Source organism: Pseudomonas sp. Tun-23181, from assembly GCF_057415455.1.
Genome location: NZ_CM171630.1, coordinates 3,013,342 through 3,038,995 on the forward strand (window position 1 = coordinate 3,013,342; position 25,654 = coordinate 3,038,995).

At 59.5% G+C, this 25,654-nt stretch carries 19 protein-coding genes, 6 tRNA genes and 3 rRNA genes; 5 read left to right on the forward strand and 23 right to left on the reverse strand.

What is annotated here, in order from left to right:
• Positions 1-64: 64 nt before the first annotated feature.
• The 21 genes from rpoB to tyrS form a co-directional block, all read right to left on the reverse strand.
• Positions 65-4,138, reverse strand: a complete 4,074-nt coding sequence (gene rpoB / locus ACDI39_RS14400; RefSeq protein ID WP_225790919.1) for a DNA-directed RNA polymerase subunit beta — start codon at positions 4,136-4,138, stop codon at positions 65-67.
• A gap of 219 nt (positions 4,139-4,357) precedes the next feature.
• Positions 4,358-4,729 (reverse strand): 50S ribosomal protein L7/L12, encoded by a 372-nt coding sequence (gene rplL / locus ACDI39_RS14405; RefSeq protein ID WP_225790918.1) that lies wholly within the window; start codon positions 4,727-4,729, stop codon positions 4,358-4,360.
• Positions 4,730-4,809: 80 nt separating this feature from the next.
• The gene (gene rplJ, locus ACDI39_RS14410; RefSeq protein ID WP_225790917.1) at positions 4,810-5,310 is read right to left on the reverse strand and encodes a 50S ribosomal protein L10; all 501 of its coding nucleotides are present in this window, start codon (positions 5,308-5,310) and stop codon (positions 4,810-4,812) included.
• Between the two features lie 199 nt (positions 5,311-5,509).
• Positions 5,510-6,205, reverse strand: coding sequence for a 50S ribosomal protein L1 (gene rplA, locus ACDI39_RS14415; RefSeq protein WP_225790916.1), 696 nt, complete (start codon positions 6,203-6,205; stop codon positions 5,510-5,512).
• Complete coding sequence (gene rplK, locus ACDI39_RS14420) at positions 6,205-6,636, reverse strand: 50S ribosomal protein L11 (protein ID WP_070094635.1); 432 nt, start codon at positions 6,634-6,636, stop codon at positions 6,205-6,207. Before rplK ends, rplA begins: the two co-directional genes overlap by 1 nt.
• Before the next feature lie 119 nt (positions 6,637-6,755).
• Complete coding sequence (nusG, locus tag ACDI39_RS14425; RefSeq protein ID WP_011531880.1) at positions 6,756-7,289, reverse strand: transcription termination/antitermination protein NusG; 534 nt, start codon at positions 7,287-7,289, stop codon at positions 6,756-6,758.
• Between the two features lie 9 nt (positions 7,290-7,298).
• A complete protein-coding gene (secE, locus tag ACDI39_RS14430) occupies positions 7,299-7,667 on the reverse strand; it encodes a preprotein translocase subunit SecE (protein WP_225790915.1) in 369 nt (122 codons plus the stop codon).
• Between the two features lie 44 nt (positions 7,668-7,711).
• Positions 7,712-7,787: transfer RNA gene (locus tag ACDI39_RS14435), tRNA-Trp, on the reverse strand.
• 55 nt (positions 7,788-7,842) lie between these two features.
• Positions 7,843-9,036 carry an elongation factor Tu gene (gene tuf, locus ACDI39_RS14440; protein ID WP_253079911.1) on the reverse strand — a complete coding sequence of 398 codons (1,194 nt, stop codon included), beginning with the start codon at positions 9,034-9,036 and terminating at the stop codon, positions 7,843-7,845.
• An 85-nt stretch (positions 9,037-9,121) separates the two neighbouring features.
• A tRNA-Thr gene (locus ACDI39_RS14445) sits at positions 9,122-9,197 on the reverse strand.
• Positions 9,198-9,222: 25 nt separating this feature from the next.
• Positions 9,223-9,296: transfer RNA gene (locus ACDI39_RS14450), tRNA-Gly, on the reverse strand.
• Between the two features lie 23 nt (positions 9,297-9,319).
• Positions 9,320-9,404, reverse strand: a tRNA-Tyr gene (locus ACDI39_RS14455).
• A gap of 145 nt (positions 9,405-9,549) precedes the next feature.
• Positions 9,550-9,975: a hypothetical protein gene (locus ACDI39_RS14460; RefSeq protein WP_486536876.1), complete on the reverse strand. Its 426-nt coding sequence runs from the start codon at positions 9,973-9,975 to the stop codon at positions 9,550-9,552.
• A gap of 7 nt (positions 9,976-9,982) precedes the next feature.
• Complete coding sequence (locus ACDI39_RS14465) at positions 9,983-10,732, reverse strand: pantothenate kinase (protein ID WP_225790951.1); 750 nt, start codon at positions 10,730-10,732, stop codon at positions 9,983-9,985.
• Entirely contained in the window at positions 10,722-11,681 is a 960-nt protein-coding gene (gene birA, locus ACDI39_RS14470; protein ID WP_225790952.1) for a bifunctional biotin--[acetyl-CoA-carboxylase] ligase/biotin operon repressor BirA, read from the reverse strand. Before birA ends, ACDI39_RS14465 begins: the two co-directional genes overlap by 11 nt.
• 275 nt (positions 11,682-11,956) lie before the next feature.
• Positions 11,957-12,072, reverse strand: a 5S ribosomal RNA gene (gene rrf, locus ACDI39_RS14475).
• A 129-nt stretch (positions 12,073-12,201) separates the two neighbouring features.
• A 23S ribosomal RNA gene (locus ACDI39_RS14480) occupies positions 12,202-15,092 on the reverse strand.
• 234 nt (positions 15,093-15,326) lie between these two features.
• Positions 15,327-15,402 (reverse strand) — tRNA-Ala (locus tag ACDI39_RS14485).
• A gap of 25 nt (positions 15,403-15,427) precedes the next feature.
• Positions 15,428-15,504: transfer RNA gene (locus ACDI39_RS14490), tRNA-Ile, on the reverse strand.
• Positions 15,505-15,586: 82 nt separating this feature from the next.
• Positions 15,587-17,123, reverse strand: a 16S ribosomal RNA gene (locus tag ACDI39_RS14495).
• Together the 16S, 23S and 5S rRNA genes with 2 tRNA genes alongside form the textbook arrangement of a ribosomal RNA operon.
• Before the next feature lie 560 nt (positions 17,124-17,683).
• The gene (gene tyrS, locus ACDI39_RS14500; RefSeq protein ID WP_225786403.1) at positions 17,684-18,883 is read right to left on the reverse strand and encodes a tyrosine--tRNA ligase; all 1,200 of its coding nucleotides are present in this window, start codon (positions 18,881-18,883) and stop codon (positions 17,684-17,686) included.
• Positions 18,884-19,097: 214 nt separating this feature from the next.
• Here tyrS and ACDI39_RS14505 point away from each other — a divergent pair, with 214 nt between their 5' ends.
• Positions 19,098-20,504 (forward strand): peptidoglycan DD-metalloendopeptidase family protein, encoded by a 1,407-nt coding sequence (locus ACDI39_RS14505; RefSeq protein WP_225786404.1) that lies wholly within the window; start codon positions 19,098-19,100, stop codon positions 20,502-20,504.
• A 4-nt stretch (positions 20,505-20,508) separates the two neighbouring features.
• Positions 20,509-21,600 carry an anhydro-N-acetylmuramic acid kinase gene (locus ACDI39_RS14510; RefSeq protein WP_225786405.1) on the forward strand — a complete coding sequence of 364 codons (1,092 nt, stop codon included), beginning with the start codon at positions 20,509-20,511 and terminating at the stop codon, positions 21,598-21,600.
• A 60-nt stretch (positions 21,601-21,660) separates the two neighbouring features.
• Here ACDI39_RS14510 and erpA read toward each other — a convergent pair whose 3' ends face one another.
• The gene (gene erpA, locus ACDI39_RS14515; protein WP_225786406.1) at positions 21,661-22,011 is read right to left on the reverse strand and encodes an iron-sulfur cluster insertion protein ErpA; all 351 of its coding nucleotides are present in this window, start codon (positions 22,009-22,011) and stop codon (positions 21,661-21,663) included.
• A 138-nt stretch (positions 22,012-22,149) separates the two neighbouring features.
• Positions 22,150-23,184 (reverse strand): N-acetyl-gamma-glutamyl-phosphate reductase, encoded by a 1,035-nt coding sequence (gene argC / locus ACDI39_RS14520; RefSeq protein WP_225786407.1) that lies wholly within the window; start codon positions 23,182-23,184, stop codon positions 22,150-22,152.
• Positions 23,185-23,326: 142 nt separating this feature from the next.
• On the opposite strand from argC, the gene hemJ reads away from it, so the two are divergent.
• The 3 genes from hemJ (at position 23,327) to ACDI39_RS14535 (ending at position 25,590) form a co-directional block, all read left to right on the forward strand.
• Positions 23,327-23,752 carry a protoporphyrinogen oxidase HemJ gene (hemJ, locus tag ACDI39_RS14525; protein ID WP_225786408.1) on the forward strand — a complete coding sequence of 142 codons (426 nt, stop codon included), beginning with the start codon at positions 23,327-23,329 and terminating at the stop codon, positions 23,750-23,752.
• A gap of 30 nt (positions 23,753-23,782) precedes the next feature.
• Entirely contained in the window at positions 23,783-24,739 is a 957-nt protein-coding gene (locus ACDI39_RS14530; RefSeq protein WP_225786409.1) for an NAD(P)H-dependent flavin oxidoreductase, read from the forward strand.
• A 68-nt stretch (positions 24,740-24,807) separates the two neighbouring features.
• On the forward strand, positions 24,808-25,590 hold the full coding sequence (locus tag ACDI39_RS14535) for an SDR family NAD(P)-dependent oxidoreductase (RefSeq protein ID WP_225786410.1): 783 nt from the start codon (positions 24,808-24,810) through the stop codon (positions 25,588-25,590).
• The last annotated feature ends 64 nt before the right edge of the window (positions 25,591-25,654 follow it).

Genomic DNA, 25,654 nt, shown 5'->3' on the forward strand with positions numbered 1-25,654 from the left:
GGCCTTTCCTCCTGGCGGAGCAGGGAGCGGGCTCTAGCAGCCCCGCCCCCCTTCGCGTCACGTGTTATTCGGTTTCCAGATCGATATCGATACCGAGCGAACGGATCTCTTTGATCAACACGTTGAAGGACTCGGGCATGCCCGGCTCCATACGGTGATCGCCATCCACGATGTTCTTGTACATCTTGGTACGGCCGTTCACGTCGTCCGACTTCACTGTGAGCATTTCTTGCAGGGTGTATGCCGCGCCATATGCTTCCAGCGCCCACACTTCCATCTCCCCGAAACGCTGACCACCGAACTGCGCCTTACCACCCAGCGGTTGCTGGGTAACCAGGCTGTAGGAACCAGTGGAACGCGCGTGCATCTTGTCGTCCACCAAGTGGTTCAGCTTGAGCATGTACATGTAACCCACGGTCACAGGACGCTCGAACTTGTTGCCGGTGCGACCGTCGAACAGCTCCATCTGGCCGCTCTCAGGCATGTCGGCCAGCTTCAGCATGGCCTTGATCTCGCGCTCCTTGGCACCATCGAAGACCGGGGTAGCCATCGGCACGCCCTTCTTCAGGTTGTTCGCCAGTTCCAGGATCTCCTGGTCGCTGAACTCGTCCAGGTTTTCCTGGCGGCCACCGATCTCGTTGTAGATCTCGGTCAGGAAGCCACGCAGCTCCGCGGCCTTGCGCTGCTCTTCGAGCATGCGGTTGATCTTCTCGCCCAGGCCCTTGGCCGCGAGGCCCAGGTGGGTTTCGAGGATCTGACCGACGTTCATACGCGAAGGTACGCCCAGCGGGTTGAGGACCACGTCGACCGGAGTGCCATTGGCATCATGCGGCATGTCCTCGACCGGCATGATCACCGAGACCACACCCTTGTTACCGTGACGACCAGCCATCTTGTCACCCGGCTGGATGCGACGGCGGATAGCCAGGTAGACCTTGACGATCTTCAGGACGCCCGGTGCCAGGTCATCGCCCTGCTGCAGCTTGCGCTTCTTGTCCTCGAACTTGTCGTCCAGCAGACGACGACGGTCGACGATGTAGGCCTGGGCCTTCTCCAGCTGCTCGTTCAGGGCGTCTTCGGCCATGCGCAGCTTGAACCACTGGCCGTGCTCCAGGCCGTCCAGCACTTCGTCAGTGATCACGGTGCCCTTCTTCAGGCCCGCGCCACCGTCGACCACCTGGCCGTTCAGGGCTGCACGCAGACGCTCGAAGGTTGCGCCTTCGACGATGCGGAACTCTTCGTTGAGGTCCTTGCGGATCTCGTCCAACTGCATCTTCTCGATGGCCAGGGCGCGACTGTCACGCTCGACGCCATCGCGAGTGAAGACCTGGACGTCGATGACGGTACCCTTGGTGCCGGTCGGCACACGCAGGGAGGTGTCCTTCACGTCGCTGGCCTTCTCACCGAAGATCGCGCGCAGCAGTTTCTCTTCCGGCGTCAGCTGGGTCTCGCCTTTTGGCGTGACCTTGCCGACCAGGATGTCGCCAGCGCCGACTTCGGCACCCACGTAGACGATACCGGCTTCGTCCAGCTTGTTCAGCGCCGCTTCACCGACATTCGGGATATCCGCAGTGATTTCCTCTGGGCCGAGCTTGGTGTCGCGGGCCACACAGGTCAGTTCCTGGATGTGGATGGTGGTGAAGCGATCTTCCTGGACCACACGTTCCGACAGGCAGATGGAGTCCTCGAAGTTGAAGCCGTTCCACGCCATGAACGCGATGCGCATGTTCTGGCCCAGGGCCAGCTCACCCATGTCGGTGGACGGACCGTCGGCCATGATGTCGCCGCGCTGGACCACATCACCCTTGCTGACCAGCGGACGCTGGTTGATGCAGGTGTTCTGGTTCGAACGGGTGTACTTGGTCAGGTTGTAGATGTCGACACCCGCTTCGCCGGTCTCGACCTCGTCATCGGCAACGCGCACGACGATACGGCTGGCGTCGACCGAGTCGATCACGCCACCACGGCGGGCCACGACGCAGACACCGGAGTCACGGGCGACGTTGCGCTCCATGCCGGTACCGACCAGCGGCTTGTCAGCACGCAGAGTCGGCACGGCCTGACGCTGCATGTTCGAACCCATCAGTGCACGGTTGGCGTCGTCGTGCTCGAGGAACGGGATCAGCGAGGCAGCGACGGAAACGACCTGCTTCGGCGAAACGTCCATCAGGGTGACGTCTTCCGGCGCCTTGACGGTGAATTCGTTCAGGTGACGGACGGCAACCAGTTCGTCGATCAGTTGCTTCTGCTCGTTCATCGCGGCCGAAGCCTGGGCAATGACGTGGTCAGCCTCTTCGATCGCCGACAGGAACACGATCTCGTCGGTGACGACGCCTTCCTTCACCACGCGGTACGGGCTTTCCAGGAAGCCGTACTGGTTGGTGCGGGCATAGGCCGCCAGGGAGTTGATCAGACCGATGTTCGGACCTTCAGGCGTTTCGATCGGGCACACGCGGCCGTAGTGGGTCGGGTGTACGTCACGGACTTCGAAGCCAGCGCGCTCACGGGTCAGACCACCTGGGCCGAGCGCGGAGACGCGGCGCTTGTGGGTGATCTCGGAAAGCGGGTTGTTCTGGTCCATGAACTGGGACAGCTGGCTGGAACCGAAGAACTCTTTCACCGCCGCCGCAACCGGCTTGGCGTTGATCAGGTCCTGTGGCATCAGGCCTTCGCTTTCGGCCATCGACAGGCGTTCCTTGACCGCGCGCTCGACGCGCACCAGGCCAACACGGAACTGGTTCTCGGCCATTTCGCCGACGCAACGGACGCGACGGTTGCCCAGGTGGTCGATGTCATCGACGATACCCTTGCCGTTACGGATGTCGACCAGGGTCTTGAGCACGTCGACGATGTCTTCCCGGCTCAGCACGCCAGAACCTTCGATCTCGGTGCGACCGATACGACGGTTGAACTTCATGCGGCCAACGGCGGACAGGTCGTAACGCTCGGCGCTGAAGAACAGGTTGTTGAACAGGGTCTCGGCGGCATCCTTGGTTGGCGGCTCGCCCGGACGCATCATGCGGTAGATCTCGACCAGGGCTTCCAGTTGGTTGCTGGTGGTGTCGATCTTCAGGGTATCCGAAATGAACGGACCGCAATCGATGTCGTTGGTGTACAGGGTTTCGATGCGGACGACCTGAGCCTTGGCGATCTTGATCATCAGCTCGGTGGTCATCTCGGTGTTGCACTCGGCCAGGATCTCGCCGGTGGCCGGATGCACGATGGCCTTGGCGGTGGTGCGGCCCAGTACGTATTCCAGCGGGACGTCCAGCTCCTTGACGCCAGCTTTCTCCAACTGGTTGATGTGGCGCGCGGTGATACGGCGGCCTTGCTCGACGATGATCTTGCCGTTGCCGTCATGGATGTCCATGACCGCGACTTCGCCACGCAGACGCTGCGGCACCAGCTCCAGGCTCAACTTCTCACCGGAAACGTGGAACACGTTGGTGGTGTAGAAGGTGTTCAGGATTTCTTCGGTGCTGTAGCCCAGGGCGCGCAGCAGTACCGAGGCCGGCAGCTTGCGGCGACGGTCGATACGCACGAACACGCAGTCCTTCGGATCGAACTCGAAGTCCAGCCAGGAACCGCGGTAAGGAATGATGCGAGCGGAGTACAGCAGCTTGCCGGAGCTGTGGGTCTTGCCACGGTCGTGGTCGAAGAACACACCAGGCGAACGGTGCAGCTGGGAAACGATCACACGCTCGGTACCGTTGATAACGAAGGTACCGTTCTCAGTCATCAGGGGGATTTCACCCATGTAGACTTCTTGCTCTTTGATGTCCTTGATCGCTTTGTTCGACGACTCCTTGTCGAAGATGATCAGGCGCACCTTCACCCGCAGCGGGACGGCGAACGTCACGCCACGAAGGACACATTCCTTCACATCGAAGGCCGGCTCGCCCAGGCGATAGCCGACGTACTCCAGGGCAGCATTGCCGGAGTAGCTGATGATCGGGAATACCGATTTGAAGGCCGCGTGCAGGCCGACGTCGCGGAACTGATCCTTGGATGCTCCCGCCTGCAGGAATTCGCGGTACGAATCCAGCTGGATGGCCAGGAGGTAAGGCACATCCATGACGTCCGGCAACTTGCTAAAGTCCTTGCGGATACGTTTTTTCTCAGTGTATGAGTAAGCCATCAGCGTTCCCCAGCTTGGTCACCTGCTTGTTTGGCTTCTCCCGGCGGGAGCAGCCAGAAAATCGTGCAAACCCCATGGTTTGCGCCACCCTCGTGGGTGTTTGCAGCTCGTTATCGGGGCCGATCTGATCGGCCACCAATAACGGAAAAAGGCCGGTGGCATAAGCCACCAGCCATCAGCCGTTTGCTCAACGCTCGGGCTGGGATCGCAAAGTCGCGATTACTTCAGCTCGACGCCAGCGCCAGCTTCTTCCAGCTTCTTCTTCGCGTCTTCAGCGGCTTCTTTCGAAACGCCTTCCAGCAGAACCTGCGGAGCGCCGTCGACTTTCTCTTTGGCTTCCTTCAGGCCCAGGCCGGTGATTTCACGAACGACCTTGATCACGTTGACTTTCTTCTCGCCAGCGGAAGCCAGGACAACGTTGAACTCGGTTTGCTCTTCAGCAGCAGCAGCGCCGCCAGCGGCAGGAGCAGCAGCAACGGCAGCAGCAGCGGTAACACCGAAGGTTTCTTCCATCGCCTTGATCAGCTCGACGATTTCCATAACGGATTTCTGGCCGATCGCTTCGATGATTTGCTCGTTAGTCAGAGACATGACTATGAATTCCTGTATTGGGGTGACAGCCTACGCAGCCATCAAATTAAACATGTGATTTCGAAAGTACTCACGCCGCCTTAGGCAGCAGCAGCTTCTTTCTGGTCGCGAATAGCTGCCAGGGTACGAGCCAGCTTGCTGGTAGCGCCTTGAATAACGCTCATCAGCTGCGCGATGGCCTCGTCGCGGGTCGGCAGGGTTGCCAGTACGTCGATCTCGTTTGCTGCGAGGAACTTGCCCTCGAACGCAGCTGCCTTGATCTCGAACTTGTCCTGACCCTTGGCGAACTCCTTGAACAGACGAGCGGCAGCGCCCGGGTGTTCGTTGGAGAAAGCGATCAGGGTCGGGCCTTTGAACGCGTCGTTCAGGACCGAGTAGTCGGTGCCTTCAACAGCGCGCTTGAGCAGGGTGTTACGTACGACACGTACGTAAACGCCAGCTTCGCGGGCCTCTTTACGGAGTCCGGTCATTGCGCCTACAGTCACACCACGGGCATCGGCCACGACAGCGGACAGAGCGACTTTGGCAGCCTCGTTGACTTCAGCGACGATGGCCTTCTTGTCTTCGAGTTTAATTGCCACGGGTTTACTCCTGGTTTTTACCGTTTCATCCGACCGAGGCCGGATGTCGTTTTGGTGTCTGATTCGGTAACGAATCGGGAGCACCATCTGCGTAGGCTTGAGGTTTAAGGCTTGCGCCGCCTACGGTCTTGGACAGCCCCCGCCAGGCAGGGACCCCAATCTCTTGCTGCCGGCGCGAACCTGTCGCGCCGGCATGGTGTTACACGTTCAGCGAGCTCTGATCGATGACCAGACCTGGGCCCATGGTGGTGCTCAGGGTGACGCGCTTGACGTAGATACCTTTCGCGGAAGCCGGCTTGATACGCTTCAGGTCGGCGATCAGGGCTTCAACGTTTTCCTTCAGCTTGACAGGCTCGAAGCCGACCTTGCCGACGGAGGTGTGGATGATACCGTTCTTGTCGGTACGGTAGCGAACCTGACCGGCCTTGGCGTTTTTGACGGCGCCGGCCACGTCTGGGGTCACGGTACCGACTTTCGGGTTCGGCATCAGGCCACGAGGACCCAGAACCTGGCCCAGTTGGCCGACAACGCGCATGGCATCCGGGGAAGCGATGACGACGTCGTAGTTCAGGTCGCCGCCTTTCATTTCGGCAGCCAGGTCGTCCATACCTACACGGTCAGCACCGGCAGCCAGAGCGGCTTCGGCAGCTGGACCCTGGGTGAAGACAGCGACGCGGACGGTCTTGCCAGTGCCATGCGGCAGCACGGTGGCGCTGCGAACGACCTGGTCGGACTTACGCGGGTCAACGCCGAGGTTGACAGCGACGTCGAAGGACTCGGTGAACTTCACGGCGGACAGTTCAGCCAGCAGGGCAGCGGCCTCTTCGATGTTGTAGCTCTTGCCAGCTTCGACTTTCGAAGCAATGGCCTTTTGGCGCTTGGTCAGCTTAGCCATTACACACCCTCCACGTTCAGGCCCATGCTGCGGGCGGAGCCGGCGATGGTGCGCACGGCAGCGTCCAGGTCAGCTGCAGTCAGATCAGCCTGCTTGGTCTTGGCGATCTCTTCGAGCTGGGCACGGGTCACGGTACCGACCTTGACAGTGTTCGGGCGAGCCGAACCGCTGGTCAGGCCAGCTGCTTTCTTCAGCAGAACCGAGGCAGGGGTGCTCTTGGTTTCGAAAGTGAAGCTACGGTCACTGTATACAGTGATGATCACCGGAGTCGGCAGGCCTGGCTCTTGACCCTGGGTACGGGCGTTGAAGGCCTTGCAGAATTCCATGATGTTCACACCGTGTTGACCCAGTGCTGGACCAACGGGTGGGCTTGGGTTGGCCTGGCCGGCCTTAACTTGCAGCTTGATGTAAGCCTGAATCTTCTTAGCCATGAGCTACTCCAAAATCGGGTACGAACGCCAGATGGCTCCCCGGATGACTTGCGTTTTATCCCAGTGACGACAAAACCCCGCAGCACATGGAGCTGCGGGGTATGGGATGCGTCGTTCGCCTAGACCTTCTCGACCTGGCTGAACTCGAGCTCCACCGGAGTAGAGCGACCGAAAATGAGCACTGCCACCTGGAGCCGGCTCTTTTCGTAGTTAACTTCTTCGACACTGCCGTTGAAGTCAGCGAAGGGACCGTCAATGACGCGAACCACTTCACCCGGCTCGAACAGCGTCTTCGGCTTCGGCTTGTCGCTGCCGTCGGCTACGCGACGCAGGATGGCCTCGGCCTCTTTATCGGTGATCGGCGCAGGCTTGTCTGCGGTACCACCAATGAAACCCATGACACGAGGGGTATCCTTGACAAGGTGCCAAGTCCCTTCGTTCATTTCCATCTGGACCAATACATAGCCAGGGAAGAACTTACGCTCGCTCTTGCGCTTCTGGCCGTTACGCATTTCTACGACTTCTTCGGTCGGAACCAGAATCTCGCCGAATTCATCTTCCATGCCAGCCAGCTTGACGCGCTCGATCAGGGAGCGCATGACATGCTTCTCGTAACCCGAGTAAGCATGCACAACGTACCAACGCTTAGCCACGGGACACCCTTAGCCAACAATCAAGGAGACCAACCAGCCGAGCAGGGAGTCGAGCCCCCACAGCAGCAGCGCCATGACCAACACGACAACCACGACGATCAGCGTGGTTTGAGTGGTTTCCTGGCGGGTCGGCCACACGACTTTACGGATCTCGGTACGAGCTTCCTTCGCCAGCGCAAAGAACGACTTGCCCTTTGCAGTCTGCAGGGCAACGAAGCCTGCGACAGCAGCTAGAGCGAGCAGTGCGAGAACGCGGTACAGAATCGGAGAAGCGGAGTAATATTGATTACCCACTACGCCAACAACTACCAATGCAACAACAGCCAGCCACTTGAACAGATCAAAACGCGATTCTTGGGCTTCAGTCTTGGGAGTCATCGGGGAGGATCCTGTGAGAAGAAAGCCAATCACACCGAGGTGAATGGCAGGTCAGGAGGGAATCGAACCCCCAACCTACGGTTTTGGAGACCGTCGCTCTGCCAATTGAGCTACTGACCTTTAACGCTGTATCAGGCCGGCCATTATGCCGGCCTGATCGAGAGAAATCAACTACTTATTCAATAATTTTCGCTACGACGCCGGCGCCGACGGTACGACCGCCTTCACGGATGGCGAAACGCAGACCTTCTTCCATCGCGATGGTCTTGATCAGGGTGACTTCCATCTGGATGTTGTCACCTGGCATTACCATCTCGACGCCTTCCGGCAGTTCGCAGGAACCGGTCACGTCAGTGGTACGGAAGTAGAACTGAGGACGGTAGCCTTTGAAGAACGGAGTGTGACGGCCGCCTTCTTCCTTCGACAGGACGTAGACTTCTGCGGTGAACTTGGTGTGCGGCTTGACCGAACCCGGCTTGGCCAGAACCTGACCACGCTCGACTTCGTCACGCTTGGTGCCACGCAGCAGAACGCCGCAGTTCTCGCCAGCACGGCCTTCGTCCAGCAGCTTGCGGAACATTTCAACGCCGGTGCAGGTAGTCTTGGTGGTCGGACGCAGGCCGACGATCTCGACTTCTTCCTGGATGCGGACGATGCCACGCTCAACACGGCCAGTTACAACGGTACCGCGACCCGAGATCGAGAACACGTCTTCGATCGGCATCAGGAACGGCAGGTCGATGGCACGAACCGGCTCAGGAATGTAGCTGTCCAGGGTTTCGACCAGCTTCTTGACGGCGGTGGTACCCATTTCGTTGGTATCTTCGCCGTTCAGCGCCATCAGGGCCGAACCGATGATGATCGGGGTGTCGTCACCCGGGAAGTCGTAGGTGGACAGCAGGTCGCGAACTTCCATCTCGACCAGTTCCAGCAGCTCGGCGTCGTCAACCATGTCAGCCTTGTTCAGGAAGACAACGATGTACGGAACGCCAACCTGACGGGACAGCAGGATGTGCTCACGAGTCTGAGGCATCGGACCATCGGCAGCCGAGCAGACCAGGATAGCGCCGTCCATCTGGGCAGCACCGGTGATCATGTTCTTGACGTAGTCGGCGTGGCCCGGGCAGTCAACGTGCGCGTAGTGACGAATGTTGGAGTCGTACTCTACGTGAGCGGTGTTGATGGTGATACCGCGAGCTTTCTCTTCCGGAGCGGAGTCGATCTTGTCGAAGTCGACCTTGGCCGAACCGAAGACCTCGGAGCAGACGCGGGTCAGAGCAGCAGTCAGGGTCGTCTTGCCATGGTCAACGTGACCGATGGTGCCGACGTTGACGTGCGGCTTGTTACGTTCGAACTTTTCCTTGGCCATCGAGGCAATCCTCCGCGGAAGAAATAAGCAAGTCACTATCGCCATTAAAACAAAGGCAGATATTTTCATATCTGCCTTGTCTATATGGAGCTCTTGAGCGGACTTGAACCGCTGACCTCACCCTTACCAAGGGTGTGCTCTACCAACTGAGCTACAAGAGCGAAACTCTTTCGAAAACAGCAAGCCTGGAGCGGGTAGCGGGAATCGAACCCGCATCATCAGCTTGGAAGGCTGAGGTTCTACCACTAAACTATACCCGCGGAGCTTACGACTCTCGCTAAACTGGTGGAGGGGGAAGGATTCGAACCTTCGAAGTCGTAGACGTCAGATTTACAGTCTGATCCCTTTGGCCACTCGGGAACCCCTCCTAAGTGTGGGCGGCATTTTCAACTCTTGCCGTCCTGCTGTCAAGCTTTTTCTCATTTAAAATCTTGAGGTTAGCTACGTTGACAGCAGCTTCCGGTTCCATCACCTCAGTGGTGTTCCCTGCGAAGCGGGCGCCATTCTATCAAGCTATTCGCCAGTTGCAATACCCTCGCACAAAATAATTTTATGTTTTAAGTCTTTGAAATCCTTGGAAAGACTATCGAGCACGGCTTGCTCCAGCAAACGCTCGCTTTGCGCCGCGACCTTCAACCAGCGACCGTCCGCCCCTGGCAGTTGGCCAGACACAGGAACAGTCGCAATGTCCAGACTCAACAAGCGCTGACGCAACGCATCGATCTGCTCCTGGGCCGCCAGACCACCAATCACCAGGCATTCGTCGCGACGCCTGGCCGGCGACGCCACACCGGTTTCGCGAAGCAGGCGAATTTCCTGCTGGTTACCTTTGTACAACGACAACGGAGCGACTTCCTTGACCTTCAAGGGGGCTTCCTGCTGGTGCCAGATGTAATAGACAACGTTGAGCACCACCAACAGCAGAAACAACCAGCGCATAGACACCTCAATCCAAGGGGCAGGCCATTGCCAGGCCGACGAAGACCAAGTCAGGAACCACGCGCGCCTGCGGAGCCGACTCACGCACCAGTGGCGCATCCCCCCCGGTCAGGAACACCGCGAAATCATCACCCCATAACGCATGCGCCTGCTCGATCTGCGTACGCGCAAAGCCCTGGAGCATGAGCACACAGCCGCGCTCGACCGCCTCGACGGTGGAGCGTCCAGGGGCAAGGCTGGCCAGCGCACGCTCCGCCGATGCGTCGTCATAGCGGATCCGTCGGGTGTGAGTGCGTAGCTGGCTGCGCATCAGCGGCATGCCCGGACAGATGTAGCCACCCAGGTGCAAGCCGTCGGCAGCCACGAAGTCAGCCTTTGCAGCCGTTCCCAGGTCGATGACCAGGCAGGCGCCCTTCGCGAGGTGATAGGCCCCCAGGGCGGCCAGCCAGCGGTCCATCCCCAGGCGCTCGTAGTCTTCGTAGCCATTGCGCACGCCGGCCATCTCCCTCGCTGGTTGAGCGACCTGCGACTGGACGGCGAAGTTTCGCCCGAGCAGCGCACAGAGTGCGTCGGTTTCTTCCTCGCTGCGCACACTCACCATCCGGCATCCCACCAAGCGCAGGGAAGGCAGCGCCGACACCGCGACCAGGAGAGCCTGGTCGGAATCAACGATCCCTCCACCTACGATCGTCGCATCGCAAGCATGGATCACGCGCCACTTGATGAAGCTGTTACCGCAATCGAGCTCAAGAATCATCCCGCAACCTCAAACTGAGCTCACCACCGCTGAAGCTCTTTTCCACACCCTCGACATCAAGGCGCAAGCCGCCTTGCCCATCTACACCCAGCACGACGCCGTCGACCCGGTTATTCCCGGCGATCAGAGACACCTTACGACCTTGCCACAGGTTGGCCTGCTCCCATTCTTCCTGGAAGGCTGCAAAGCCATAGCGCCGATGACGCGCCAACTCATGCTGCAACTGCTGGTTGAGCAACGCGACAAGACGATTGCGATCGACCGCCATGCCAGTCTCACGCTTCATCGACGTCCATACCTGGTCGACCTGGTCGTTGGCCTGCATATTCACATTGATACCGATGCCCAGTACCACATGGCAGACGTCTGCCGGGTCTCCCACAAGTTCCAGGAGGATGCCGGCGATCTTGCACTCTCCGACCAACAGGTCGTTTGGCCACTTCAGGCCGACACCACCCACCCCGAACGCCTGCAGGGTGCGCATTACAGCAAGGCCCACCACCAGGCTCAGGCCCTCGAGCTGGCGCATGCCGCCTTCGACTCGCAACACCAGGCTGTAGTAGAGATTCTCGGCGAAAGGGCTCACCCACTGTCGACCACGTCGTCCACGACCGGCACTTTGCCGCTCGGCCAACACCACGAAGGGGGCTGGCTGGCCCTGCGCAATGCAACGCAGCGCCTCGGCGTTGGTCGAATCGATCGTCTCATGGATGAACAGCGGCCAATGCTCGCCCTCGGAATAGTTGGCGATCAGCTGCGACTCGAGCAGGGTCAAGGGCACGGCCAATTGATAGCCGCGCCCACGCACCTTATGAATGACAAGGTTCAATTCGCTTTCCAGGTGCTGCAGCTGCTTCCAGACAGCGCTGCGACTCACCCCCAAGGCTTCCCCCAGGGCCTGCCCGGAATGAAACCGGCCATCCTTGAGGAGATTCAACAACTTCAGCATGCCAGTCTCGACCAGGAATAAGGCTGGCATGATAGCCACGGCCTGAAGGCTTGCATAGGTAAAGGGTGTTAGCAGACGACCGCCCGGGGTTTCGGGGCCGCTTCGCGCCCAATCGCCGGCAAGCCGGCTCCCACAGGGATGGCGCTGGCTTGCAGGTCTGCGCTGTACCTGTGGGAGCTGGCTTGCCAGCGATGGGGCCACCGCCAATCCCCAGCCAGACGCCAGAAAGACAAAACCCCTACCTGCTCGCGCAGATAGGGGTTTTGCGAAATGAATCTTGACGATGACCTACTCTCACATGGGGAAACCCCACACTACCATCGGCGATGCATCGTTTCACTGCTGAGTTCGGGATGGGATCAGGTGGTGCCAATGCTCTATGGTCGTCAAGAAATTCTGTTGCCAGAACATCCAGATGGACACTCCAGCCAATTCGGATATGTGATCTTTGTGGTTGCGAACTTTCGGCCTTGCGTCTTCACCACCGCAATCCGCTGCACGCAAATTGCTTGGGTGTTATATGGTCAAGCCTCACGGGCAATTAGTATCGGTTAGCTCAACGCCTCACAGCGCTTACACACCCGACCTATCAACGTCGTAGTCTTCGACGGCCCTTCAGGGGGTTCAAGACCCCAGTGAGATCTCATCTTGAGGCGAGTTTCCCGCTTAGATGCTTTCAGCGGTTATCTCTTCCGAACATAGCTACCCGGCAGTGCCACTGGCGTGACAACCGGAACACCAGAGGTTCGTCCACTCCGGTCCTCTCGTACTAGGAGCAGCCCCTCTCAAATCTCAAACGTCCACGGCAGATAGGGACCGAACTGTCTCACGACGTTCTAAACCCAGCTCGCGTACCACTTTAAATGGCGAACAGCCATACCCTTGGGACCGGCTTCAGCCCCAGGATGTGATGAGCCGACATCGAGGTGCCAAACACCGCCGTCGATATGAACTCTTGGGCGGTATCAGCCTGTTATCCCCGGAGTACCTTTTATCCGTTGAGCGATGGCCCTTCCATACAGAACCACCGGATCACTAAGACCTACTTTCGTACCTGCTCGACGTGTGGGTCTCGCAGTCAAGCGCGCTTTTGCCTTTATACTCTGCGACCGATTTCCGACCGGTCTGAGCGCACCTTCGTACTCCTCCGTTACTCTTTGGGAGGAGACCGCCCCAGTCAAACTACCCACCATACACTGTCCTCGATCCGGATCACGGACCTGAGTTAGAACCTCAAGGTTGCCAGGGTGGTATTTCAAGGATGGCTCCATGGGAACTGGCGTCCCCACTTCAAAGCCTCCCACCTATCCTACACAAGCAAGCTCAAAGTCCAGTGCAAAGCTATAGTAAAGGTTCACGGGGTCTTTCCGTCTAGCCGCGGATACACTGCATCTTCACAGCGATTTCAATTTCACTGAGTCTCGGGTGGAGACAGCGCCGCCATCGTTACGCCATTCGTGCAGGTCGGAACTTACCCGACAAGGAATTTCGCTACCTTAGGACCGTTATAGTTACGGCCGCCGTTTACCGGGGCTTCGATCAAGAGCTTCGCTTGCGCTAACCCCATCAATTAACCTTCCGGCACCGGGCAGGCGTCACACCCTATACGTCCACTTTCGTGTTTGCAGAGTGCTGTGTTTTTAATAAACAGTCGCAGCGGCCTGGTATCTTCGACCGACATGGGCTTACGGAGCAAGTCCTTCACCCTCGCCGGCGCACCTTCTCCCGAAGTTACGGTGCCATTTTGCCTAGTTCCTTCACCCGAGTTCTCTCAAGCGCCTTGGTATTCTCTACCCGACCACCTGTGTCGGTTTGGGGTACGGTTCCCGGTTATCTGAAGCTTAGGAGCTTTTCTTGGAAGCATGGCATCAACCACTTCGCGCTCTAAAGAGCACTCGTCATCAGCTCTCGGCCTTGAGATCCCGGATTTGCCTAAGATCTCGGCCTACCACCTTAAACTTGGACAACCAACGCCAAGCTGGCCTAGCCTTCTCCGTCCCTCCATCGCAATAACCGGAAGTACAGGAATATTAACCTGTTTTCCATCGACTACGCTTTTCAGCCTCGCCTTAGGGACCGACTAACCCTGCGTCGATTAACGTTGCGCAGGAAACCTTGGTCTTTCGGCGTGGATGTTTTTCACACCCATTGTCGTTACTCATGTCAGCATTCGCACTTCTGATACCTCCAGCAAGCTTCTCAACTCACCTTCACAGGCTTACAGAACGCTCCTCTACCGCGTCACCTAAGTGACACCCGTAGCTTCGGTGCATGGTTTGAGCCCCGTTACATCTTCCGCGCAGGCCGACTCGACTAGTGAGCTATTACGCTTTCTTTAAAGGATGGCTGCTTCTAAGCCAACCTCCTAGCTGTCTAAGCCTTCCCACATCGTTTCCCACTTAACCATGACTTTGGGACCTTAGCTGACGGTCTGGGTTGTTTCCCTTTTCACGACGGACGTTAGCACCCGCCGTGTGTCTCCCATGCTCGGCACTTGCTGGTATTCGGAGTTTGCATCGGTTTGGTAAGTCGGGATGACCCCCTAGCCGAAACAGTGCTCTACCCCCAGCAGTGATACATGAGGCGCTACCTAAATAGCTTTCGAGGAGAACCAGCTATCTCCGAGCTTGATTAGCCTTTCACTCCGATCCACAGGTCATCCGCTAACTTTTCAACGGTAGTCGGTTCGGTCCTCCAGTCAGTGTTACCTAACCTTCAACCTGCCCATGGATAGATCGCCCGGTTTCGGGTCTATACCCAGCGACTAAACGCCCTATTAAGACTCGCTTTCGCTACGCCTCCCCTATTCGGTTAAGCTCGCCACTGAATATAAGTCGCTGACCCATTATACAAAAGGTACGCAGTCACCTAACAAAGTAGGCTCCCACTGCTTGTACGCATACGGTTTCAGGTTCTATTTCACTCCCCTCTCCGGGGTTCTTTTCGCCTTTCCCTCACGGTACTGGTTCACTATCGGTCAGTCAGTAGTATTTAGCCTTGGAGGATGGTCCCCCCATGTTCAGACAAAGTTTCTCGTGCTCCGTCCTACTCGATTTCACTGACAAGAGATTTTCGTGTACGGGGCTATCACCCACTATGGCCGCACTTTCCAGAGCGTTCCACTAATCTCAAGCCAGCTTAAGGGCTGGTCCCCGTTCGCTCGCCACTACTAAGGGAATCTCGGTTGATTTCTATTCCTCAGGGTACTTAGATGTTTCAGTTCCCCTGGTTCGCCTCTTGCACCTATGGATTCAGTACAAGATACCTAGGTTATCCTAGGTGGGTTCCCCCATTCAGAGATCTCCGGATCACAGTCTGTTTGCCGACTCCCCGAAGCTTATCGCAGGCTACCACGTCTTTCATCGCCTCTGACTGCCAAGGCATCCACCGTATGCGCTTCTTCACTTGACCATATAACCCCAAGCAATCTGGTTATACTGTGAAGACGACATTCGCCGAAAATTCGCATGTCGCTCTTTCGAGCGGAACTCACAAATTTTACCTTAGCCTGATGCCACACCAGTGAAAGTGCGTCATCAGTCTTTCTATCACATATCCGAATTTTTAAAGAACGATCTGACAAAAGTCAGAAATCAACATTCATTCACGAATGCTCATTTCTAAGTTCTGCAGGTAACGGCAACATGGTGGAGCCAAGCGGGATCGAACCGCTGACCTCCTGCGTGCAAAGCAGGCGCTCTCCCAGCTGAGCTATGGCCCCGTATACAGGCTGCACCACAACAAATTGGTAGGTCTGGGCAGATTTGAACTGCCGACCTCACCCTTATCAGGGGTGCGCTCTAACCAACTGAGCTACAGACCTATCACAGGGTCGCGTCACATCGTCTTCTTCAAGGAATCAAGCAATTCGTGTGGGTGCTCATCAGCAGGCTGATGTCTTCGATTAAGGAGGTGATCCAGCCGCAGGTTCCCCTACGGCTACCTTGTTACGACTTCACCCCAGTCATGAATCACACCGTGGTAACCGTCCTCCCGAAGGTTAGACTAGCTACTTCTGGTGCAACCCACTCCCATGGTGTGACGGGCGGTGTGTACAAGGCCCGGGAACGTATTCACCGCGACATTCTGATTCGCGATTACTAGCGATTCCGACTTCACGCAGTCGAGTTGCAGACTGCGATCCGGACTACGATCGGTTTTGTGAGATTAGCTCCACCTCGCGGCTTGGCAACCCTCTGTACCGACCATTGTAGCACGTGTGTAGCCCAGGCCGTAAGGGCCATGATGACTTGACGTCATCCCCACCTTCCTCCGGTTTGTCACCGGCAGTCTCCTTAGAGTGCCCACCATGACGTGCTGGTAACTAAGGACAAGGGTTGCGCTCGTTACGGGACTTAACCCAACATCTCACGACACGAGCTGACGACAGCCATGCAGCACCTGTGTCAGAGTTCCCGAAGGCACCTCTCCATCTCTGGAAAGTTCTCTGCATGTCAAGGCCTGGTAAGGTTCTTCGCGTTGCTTCGAATTAAACCACATGCTCCACCGCTTGTGCGGGCCCCCGTCAATTCATTTGAGTTTTAACCTTGCGGCCGTACTCCCCAGGCGGTCAACTTAATGCGTTAGCTGCGCCACTAAAATCTCAAGGATTCCAACGGCTAGTTGACATCGTTTACGGCGTGGACTACCAGGGTATCTAATCCTGTTTGCTCCCCACGCTTTCGCACCTCAGTGTCAGTATCAGTCCAGGTGGTCGCCTTCGCCACTGGTGTTCCTTCCTATATCTACGCATTTCACCGCTACACAGGAAATTCCACCACCCTCTACCGTACTCTAGCTCGCCAGTTTTGGATGCAGTTCCCAGGTTGAGCCCGGGGCTTTCACATCCAACTTAACGAACCACCTACGCGCGCTTTACGCCCAGTAATTCCGATTAACGCTCGCACCCTCTGTATTACCGCGGCTGCTGGCACAGAGTTAGCCGGTGCTTATTCTGTTGGTAACGTCAAAACAGCAAGGTATTCGCTTACTGCCCTTCCTCCCAACTTAAAGTGCTTTACAATCCGAAGACCTTCTTCACACACGCGGCATGGCTGGATCAGGCTTTCGCCCATTGTCCAATATTCCCCACTGCTGCCTCCCGTAGGAGTCTGGACCGTGTCTCAGTTCCAGTGTGACTGATCATCCTCTCAGACCAGTTACGGATCGTCGCCTTGGTGAGCCATTACCCCACCAACTAGCTAATCCGACCTAGGCTCATCTGATAGCGTGAGGTCCGAAGATCCCCCACTTTCTCCCGTAGGACGTATGCGGTATTAGCGCCCCTTTCGGAACGTTGTCCCCCACTACCAGGCAGATTCCTAGGCATTACTCACCCGTCCGCCGCTGAATCCATGAGCAAGCTCACTTCATCCGCTCGACTTGCATGTGTTAGGCCTGCCGCCAGCGTTCAATCTGAGCCATGATCAAACTCTTCAGTTCAATACTGCTTGGGTTTTTAAGTAACCCTAAACTTGGCTCAGCAATCTCAAATGACTATGTGATTTCTCATATGGCCACTTGTGATGCTGATAATCTTGGCGACTATCAGTCCGTACTCACAAGCACCCACACGAATTGCTTGATTCGATTGTTAAAGAGCGTTTGGTCAAGAGCGTTTCGTCTCAACCGAGGCGCGCATTCTACGCTTTCCTCAGAGTCTGTCAAGCGTTTGTTTTGAAGTTTTTCGTTTCACTTCAACCACTTGACTCGCTGCGATCGCTCGTAGCGGGAGGCGAATCATACAGCGTTACCGCCTGCTGTCAACTGCCTTTTGCACCGCTGCCGATCTAGGGACCGAAGCCCTTCCGACACGACCTGAAGCGTTCAACTCGTTGAATATCAAGGAGTTTTTCGTTTCGACTACGTCGGAAGTGGGGCGCATTATAAGGGGATTCGAAACCCCGTCAACCGTTATTTTCATAAATCTTTAAATAAAGAGCACAGCACAGACAAAACGGGGAGGCCTACTGGCCTCCCCGTCTTCAGAGATAAAGCTACCCTTACTCTGCCTTCAAGGTAATGCGCGCAAAAGCCTTCTTGCCCGCCTGGCACACATGGGTCGTCCCCAGGGCAAAGACGAAGCCACGATCGACCACAGCGCCATCGACCTTCACACTCCCTGCATTAAGCAGGTCACGAGCAGCAGCCGAGTTCTTCACCAGCCCTGCCTTGTTCAGGACCGCAGCGATCGGCATGTCTTCGGCCGCCGCCACCTCGACCTGCGGCAGATCCTCAGGCAGTTCGCCATCCTTCATACGGTTGCCTGCCGCACGATGAGCGCTGGCTGCTGCCTCTTCACCATGGAAGCGGGCGACGATCTCCTCCGCCAGCTTGATCTTGATATCGCGCGGGTTGGCGCCGTTCTCGACATCGGCGCGGAACTGGTCGATCTCTTCCATCGAACGGAAGCTCAGCAGCTCGAAGTAACGCCACATCAGCGTGTCCGGGATCGACACCAGCTTGCTGTACATCACCCCAGGCGCCTCCTGGATACCCACATAGTTACCCAGCGACTTGGACATCTTCTTCACGCCGTCGAGCCCCTCGAGCAGCGGCATGGTCACGATGTTCTGCGCTTCCTGGCCATAAGCCCGCTGCAGCTCTCGTCCCATCAGCAGGTTGAACTTCTGGTCGGTGCCACCCAGCTCGACGTCGGCCTTGAGCGCGACCGAGTCATAGCCTTGCACCAGCGGGTAGAGGAACTCGTGGATCGCGATGGGCTGATTGCTGCTGTAGCGCTTGTCGAAGTCGTCGCGCTCGAGCATGCGGGCAACCGTGTACTGCGAAGCCAGGCGAATGAAGTCGGCCGGCGTCAGCTTGTCCATCCAGGTGGAATTGAACGCGACCTCGGTCTTGGCCGGGTCGAGGATCTTGAACACCTGCTGCTTGTAGGTCTCGGCATTCTCCAGGACCTGCTCGCGGGTCAGCGGTGGGCGGGTGGCGCTCTTGCCGCTCGGGTCACCGATCATGCCGGTGAAGTCACCGATCAGGAAGATGACCTGATGGCCAAGGTCCTGGAACTGGCGCAGCTTGTTGATCAGCACCGTGTGGCCCAGGTGCAAGTCTGGAGCGGTCGGATCGAAGCCCGCCTTGATACGCAGAGGCTGGCCGCGCTTGAGCTTCTCCGCCAGTTCCGACTCGACCAACACCTCTTCCGCACCGCGCTTGATAAGCGCCAGCTGCTCTTCAACCGACTTCATATGACAGACCCGCAAGGCTCAGATTCAAGGGGAGCCAACCATACAAGATCGGCCATCAAATACAAGTTTTGCAAAGGAATGTGACCCGAACGGCGTGTCGCGGCGTCTACGCGCCCTTGCGTGAAAATGGATTTGGTTATATTTTATACAGTTATTTCATCTTCATCATGTCATTCATCTTTTCCTTTTCACCTTTTTCAAAGTCACTTCACCTATGACCAACGAAACGCCTAAAGCGCCCCCGCTTTATCCGAAAAGCCATTTGTTGGCCGCCAGCGGCATCGCCGCCCTCCTCAGCCTGGCCTTGCTGGTATTCCCCTCCAGCGAGGTCGAAGCCAAGAAAACCACGCTGAGCCTGGAGCTGGAAAGCCCGGCCGAGCAGCTGCAGGACGCGTCCAAGGCAGCCCCACTGGTACAGGCCAAGGGCAGCCAGGATTCGCCCTTCGCCCAGATCGACACCGCCGAACCACCGGCCGAGCAGACCGCCGAGCAGGCCCCTGCGGTCGAGGAGAAGGACCCCGGCCACCGTGAAGTCACGGTCGCCCGTGGCGATACCCTGTCCACCCTGTTCGCCAAGGTCGGCCTGCCCGCCAACGTGGTCCATGACGTACTGGCCAGCAGCAAGCAGGCCAAGCAGTTCAGCCAGCTCAAGCATGGTCAGGTGCTGCAGTTCGAGTTCGACAAGGACGGCCAGCTGGCCAGCCTGCACAGCAAGGTCAGCAGCCTCGAGAGCATTCGCCTGACCCGCACCGCCAAGGGCTACAGCTTCGCTCGCGAAGTCAGCAAACCAGTGGTACGCACCGCCTACGCCCACGGGGTCATCAAGAGTTCCCTGTCGGCTTCCGCGCAACGCGCGGGCCTGTCCCACAGCATGACCATGGACATGGCACGCATCCTCGGCTACGACATCGACTTCGCCCAGGACATCCGCCAGGGCGACGAATTCGACGTGGTCTACGAGCAGAAGATCATGGACGGCAAGGTGATCGGCACCGGCAACATCCTGTCCGCCCGCTTCACCAACCGCGGCAAGACCTACACCGCCGTGCGCTACACCAACAAGCAGGGCAACACCAGCTACTACACCGCCGACGGCAAGAGCCTGCGCAAGGCCTTCATCCGCACCCCGGTGGACTTCGCCCGCATCAGCTCGCGCTTCTCCAATGGGCGCAAGCACCCGATCCTGAACAAGATCCGCGCCCACAAAGGCGTCGACTACGCCGCACCGCGAGGCACGCCGATCAAGGCCGCCGGCGACGGCAAGGTGCTCCTGGCGGGGCGCCGCGGCGGCTACGGCAACACCGTGATCATCGCCCATGGCAATACCTACAAGACCCTCTACGGTCACATGCAGGGCTTCGCCAAGGGCATCAGGACCGGCAGTTCGGTCAAGCAAGGCCAGGTCATCGGCTACATCGGCACCACCGGCCTGTCCACCGGGCCGCACCTGCACTATGAGTTCCAGGTCAATGGCGTGCACGTCGATCCTCTGAGCCAGAAAGTGCCCATGGCCGACCCGATCGCCAAGTCCGAGCGCCAGCGTTTCCTGCAACAGAGCCAACCCCTGATCGCCCGCATGGACCAGGAAAAGGCCACCCTGCTCGCCGCGAACAAGCGCTGAGCCCATGGCGCTCTACCTGGGGGTGATGTCCGGTACCAGCCTCGACGGCCTGGACATCGCCCTGATCGAACAGGGCGAGCAGCACCAACTGCTCGCCACCCACTACACCCCCATGCCCTCGGACCTGCGCCAGGACCTGCTGGCCCTTTGCGCCAGCGGCCCCGACGAGATCGCCCGCGCCGCACTGGCAGAAAACCGCTGGGCCAGGCTGGCAGCCGAAGGCGTGCGCCATCTCTTGCTCAGCCAGGGCCTGCAGGCCGATGCCATCCGTGCGATCGGCAGCCATGGGCAGACCATCCGTCATGAACCGATACGCGGCTTCACCGTGCAGATCGGCAACCCCGCCCTGCTGGCCGAGCTCACCGGGATCTGCGTGGTCGGCGACTTCCGCCGCCGCGACGTTGCCGCCGGTGGCCAGGGCGCGCCGCTGGTGCCTGCCTACCATGAGGCACTGTTCGCTCATCTGGGCCAGCGCGTGGCGATACTCAACGTGGGCGGTTTCAGCAACCTCAGCCTGATCGAGCATGACAAACCGGTCCGCGGCTTCGACTGCGGGCCGGGCAATGTGCTGCTCGATGCCTGGATCGAACGCAAGCGTGGCCAGGCCTATGACGCCGATGGCGCCTGGGCGGCCAGCGGCACGCCGAACCCTGGCCTGCTCGCCAGCCTGCTGGCGGACCCGTTCTTTGCCGGCACCGGCCCCAAGAGCACCGGCCGCGAAGTCTTCAACCTGCCGTGGCTGGATGCCCATCTGTCGGCACTGCCGCCTTGTCGGGACGAAGATGTCCAGGCCACCCTGCTGGAACTCACTGCACGCAGCATCGTCAACTCGCTGAACGGCGCCCAGGCGAACACCGAAGCACTGCTGGTCTGCGGTGGCGGGGCTCGCAATGGCGCGTTGATGCGCCGCCTGGCCGAGCTGCTGCCGGCCGCCAAGGTCGACAGCACCGCCGCCCATGGGGTCGATCCCGACTGGGTCGAGGCCATGGCCTTCGCCTGGCTGGCCCATTGCTGCCTCGAGCGAATCCCCGGCAACCGCCCCAGTGTCACCGGCGCCCAGGGCCTGCGCATACTCGGCGCCATCTATCCGGCCTGACCCACCCCACAAAGCAAAACGCCGCGCAATCGCGCGGCGTTTTCATGCCAACGGCAAGGCTCAGATCGAGAACGAGGAACCACAGCCGCAGGTGGTGGCGGCGTTGGGGTTCTTGATCACGAAGCGCGAACCTTCCAGGCCTTCCTGGTAGTCCACTTCGGCGCCTGCCAGGTACTGGAAGCTCATCGGATCGACCACCAGGGACACGCCTTCGCGCTCGACCACGGTGTCGTCCTCGGCCACTTCCTCATCGAAGGTGAAGCCGTACTGGAAACCGGAGCAACCACCGCCCGTCACGAACACGCGCAACTTCAGACGATCATTGCCCTCTTCGGTGACCAGGGTCTTCACCTTTTGCGCAGCCCCTTGGGTGAATTCCAAAGCGGTGGGGGTGAAGGTTTCGACGCTCATGTTGATTCTCCCGGCGCAGTGCCGCCATAAAACTCGATGACGCGCATTATCCGCTTCTCCGAGAAAATCGGTCAACAATACGTAAGCCGCAAGCTTCAAGCTGAACGCGGAACACTCACTTGCAGCTTGCGGCTGCTGTCAGGGCAGCAGACCGGCGTGCGACAGGCCCATGCGTTCGTCCAGGCCGAACAGGATGTTCAGGTTCTGCACCGCCTGGCCGGAAGCGCCCTTGACCAGGTTGTCGATCACCGACAACACCACCACCAAGTCACTGCCCTGGGGACGATGCACGGCGATGCGGCAGACATTGGCACCACGCACGCTACGGGTCTCTGGGTGGCTACCGGCCGGCATCACGTCGACGAACGGCTCGTCCGCGTAGCGCTTCTCGAACAGGGCCTGCAGGTCGACCGAGGTGTCGGCGACGGTCGCATAGAGCGTGGCGTGAATGCCACGGATCATCGGGGTCAGGTGCGGCACGAAGGTCAGGCCGACGTCCTTGCCCGCGGCTTGGCGCAGGCCCTGGCTGATTTCCGGCAGGTGGCGGTGGCCCTTGACCGCGTAGGCCTTCATGCTCTCGCCCGCCTCGCAGAACAGCGAGCCCACCGAAGCACCCCGGCCGGCGCCGCTGACACCCGACTTGCAGTCGGCGATCAGGCGTGACGGGTCAGCCAGGCCGGCTTCGAGCAGCGGCAGGAAGCCCAGCTGGGCGGCCGTCGGATAGCAGCCAGGCACGGCGATCAGACGGGCCTGGCGGATCTTCTCGCGATTGACCTCGGGCAGGCCGTATACCGCATCCTTGAGCAGCTCCGGCGCACCGTGGGGCTGGCCGTACCACTTGCCCCACTCCACGGCGTCCTGCAGGCGGAAGTCGGCGGACAGGTCGATGACCTTGGTCCCGGCCGCCAGCAGCTCGCCGGCCAAGGCGTGGGCAACACCGTGGGGCGTGGCGAAGAACACCACGTCGCAGGCGCCCAGGGCCTTGCTGTCCGGCACGCTGAAGGCCAGGCCGTCATAGTGGCCACGCAGGTTCGGGTACATGTCGGCTACCGCCACACCGGCCTCGGAGCGCGACGTGATGACCGCCACCTCGGCCTGTGGATGCTGTGCCAGCAGACGCAACAGTTCGACGCCGGTGTAACCCGTGCCGCCGACGATACCGACCTTGATCATAACGCTTGCCCCTTATCAACGAGCCGACTGGAAAACGCACGATAATAGGGGTGCGAGCCGCCTGTAACAACTCTTGGGGTGACCCTTCGGGCGCTTGGCCTCTACTATCTGACGACCGTGAAAACCTGAAGGAACTCCCTCCATGCTCTATCTATGGATCAAGGCGCTGCACATCGTCAGCGTGGTCTGCTGGTTCGCCGGACTGTTCTACCTGCCCCGGCTGTTCGTCTACCACGCGCAAAGCCAGGACAACATCAGCCAGGAGCGCTTCGTCACGATGGAGCGCAAGCTCTTTCGCGGCATCATGAACCCCGCGATGATCGCCACCTATGTCTTCGGCATCTGGATGCTCTACCTCACCCCGGGCTGGCTCAGCCAGGGCTGGCTGCATGCCAAGCTCACCCTGGTCATCCTGCTGACCGTCTACCATCACATGTGCGGCGCCCAGCGCAAGCGCTTCGCCGCCGGCAACAACACCCGCAGCCATGTGTACTACCGCTGGTTCAACGAAGTGCCGGTGCTGTTGCTGCTGGGCATCGTGACTCTCGTGGTGGTCAAACCGTTCTGAGCCCAACCATCCCCTGACAGGAGCCCCGCCATGCCCTTGCCCGCCTCGCTCGAACAACGCCTGCGCCTGCCGGTGGTCGCCGCACCGATGTTCCTGATTTCCAATCCCCGGCTGGTACTGGCCTGCTGCGGCAGTGGCGTGGTGGGCAGCTTTCCTGCCTTGAACCAGCGCGACAGTAGCGGCTTCAAGGCGTGGCTGGAAGAGATCGAGGACGGCCTCGCCAGCTTGCCGACAGCGGCACCCTACGCGGTCAACCTGATCGTCCACCCCAGCAACCCGCGCCTGCAGGCCGACCTGGCCCTGTGCGTCGAACACCGCGTGCCCATCGTCATCACCAGCCTGGGCGCCGTGAAGGAGGTGGTGGATGCGGTGCATGGCTATGGCGGCCTGGTATTCCATGACGTCACGACCCGCCGCCATGCGGAGAAAGCCGCCGAGGCCGGGGTAGACGGCCTGATCGCCGTGGCAGCAGGTGCCGGGGGGCACGCCGGGACCTGGAGCCCGCTCGCCCTGGTGGCCGAGATCCGCCAGTTCTTCGACAAGACGCTGCTGCTGGCGGGCTGCATCAACCATGGCCACCAGGTCCTCGCCGCCCAACTGCTGGGAGCCGACCTGGCGTACATGGGCACCCGTTTCATCGCCACCACCGAGAGCCAGGCCCAAGATGCCTACAAGCAGATGCTGTTGGAGGCCCGCGCTGCCGACATCATCCATACCCCTGCCGTGTCCGGCGTGCCCGCCAGCTTCCTGCGCCAGAGCCTGGAGCAGGCCGGCTACGACATGGACGCGCTGAAGGCCAGCCATGAGCAGGCCCGTCTCAAACCGCTGGATGATGAGGCGAAAGCCTGGAAAACGGTCTGGTCCGCTGGCCAGGGGGTCGGCGATATCCACGACCTGCCCAGCGCTGGCGCACTGATCGAACGCCTGCAGGGCGAATACCGCGAGGCCCTGGCACACAGCCATCGACTGCACGACCGGGCCCTGTAGCAAAAGGCAACACCTTGCCGGGCCACGCTGTACACTAGGCGCCCCGTCCGCCGCTCCAGGAGCCTTGCATGACCCGTTACGCCATGATCACCGGTGCTTCCAGCGGCCTGGGCCTGGCCCTGGCGGAAGCCCTGGCGCGGCGCGGGCGCAACCTGATCCTGGTGGCACGCCATCGCGAGACCCTCGAGCCGGTGGCCATGGAGCTGACCCAGCGTTTCGGTGTCGAGGTGCTGTTCCGCGCCTGCGACCTGAGCCAGCCTTTGCGCTTGTCCGGCTTCGTGCTCGAACTGGAAGAAGGTGAACGGCGCATCGACCTGTTGGTCAACTGCGCCGGCCAACGCGCCTACGGGCCGTTCCTGGCCCACGAATGGGCGGATGAGCAGGACCTGCTGGAGGTCAACATTCTCGCCCTGACCCGCCTGTGCCACGCCATCGGCAACCTGATGGCCGTGCAGGGCGGCGGACAGATCCTCAATGTCGCATCCCTCGCCAGCTTCGCCCCCGGCCCCTGGATGGCCAGCTATGCGGCGAGCAAGGCCTACGTGGTGAGTTTCTCCCAAGCCCTGCGCGAAGAGCTCGGGCGCACCGGGATCAAGGTGTCGGTGCTGTGCCCTGGCCCGGTGCGTTCGCCACGGCGACGCATCCCCAGACTGGAAGGCTCCAGCCGCTGCCTGAGCCCGGAAGAGGTGGCGCTGCATGCCGTGCGCGCCCTGGACAAGAACCGTGCCCTGATCGTACCCGGACGGCGCAACCGCTGGCTGGCCTTCCTGCCACGCCTGCTGCCGCACTGGCTGACGCGCAAGCTGGCCGGGATGATCCATCGTCGCTACTGCCCGCTCGGCGCCGAATAGCCACTGGGCGAGCGGCGCCGCGCTGGTTACACTCGGCCCGGACCCTCACCATGGAGCAAGTGCT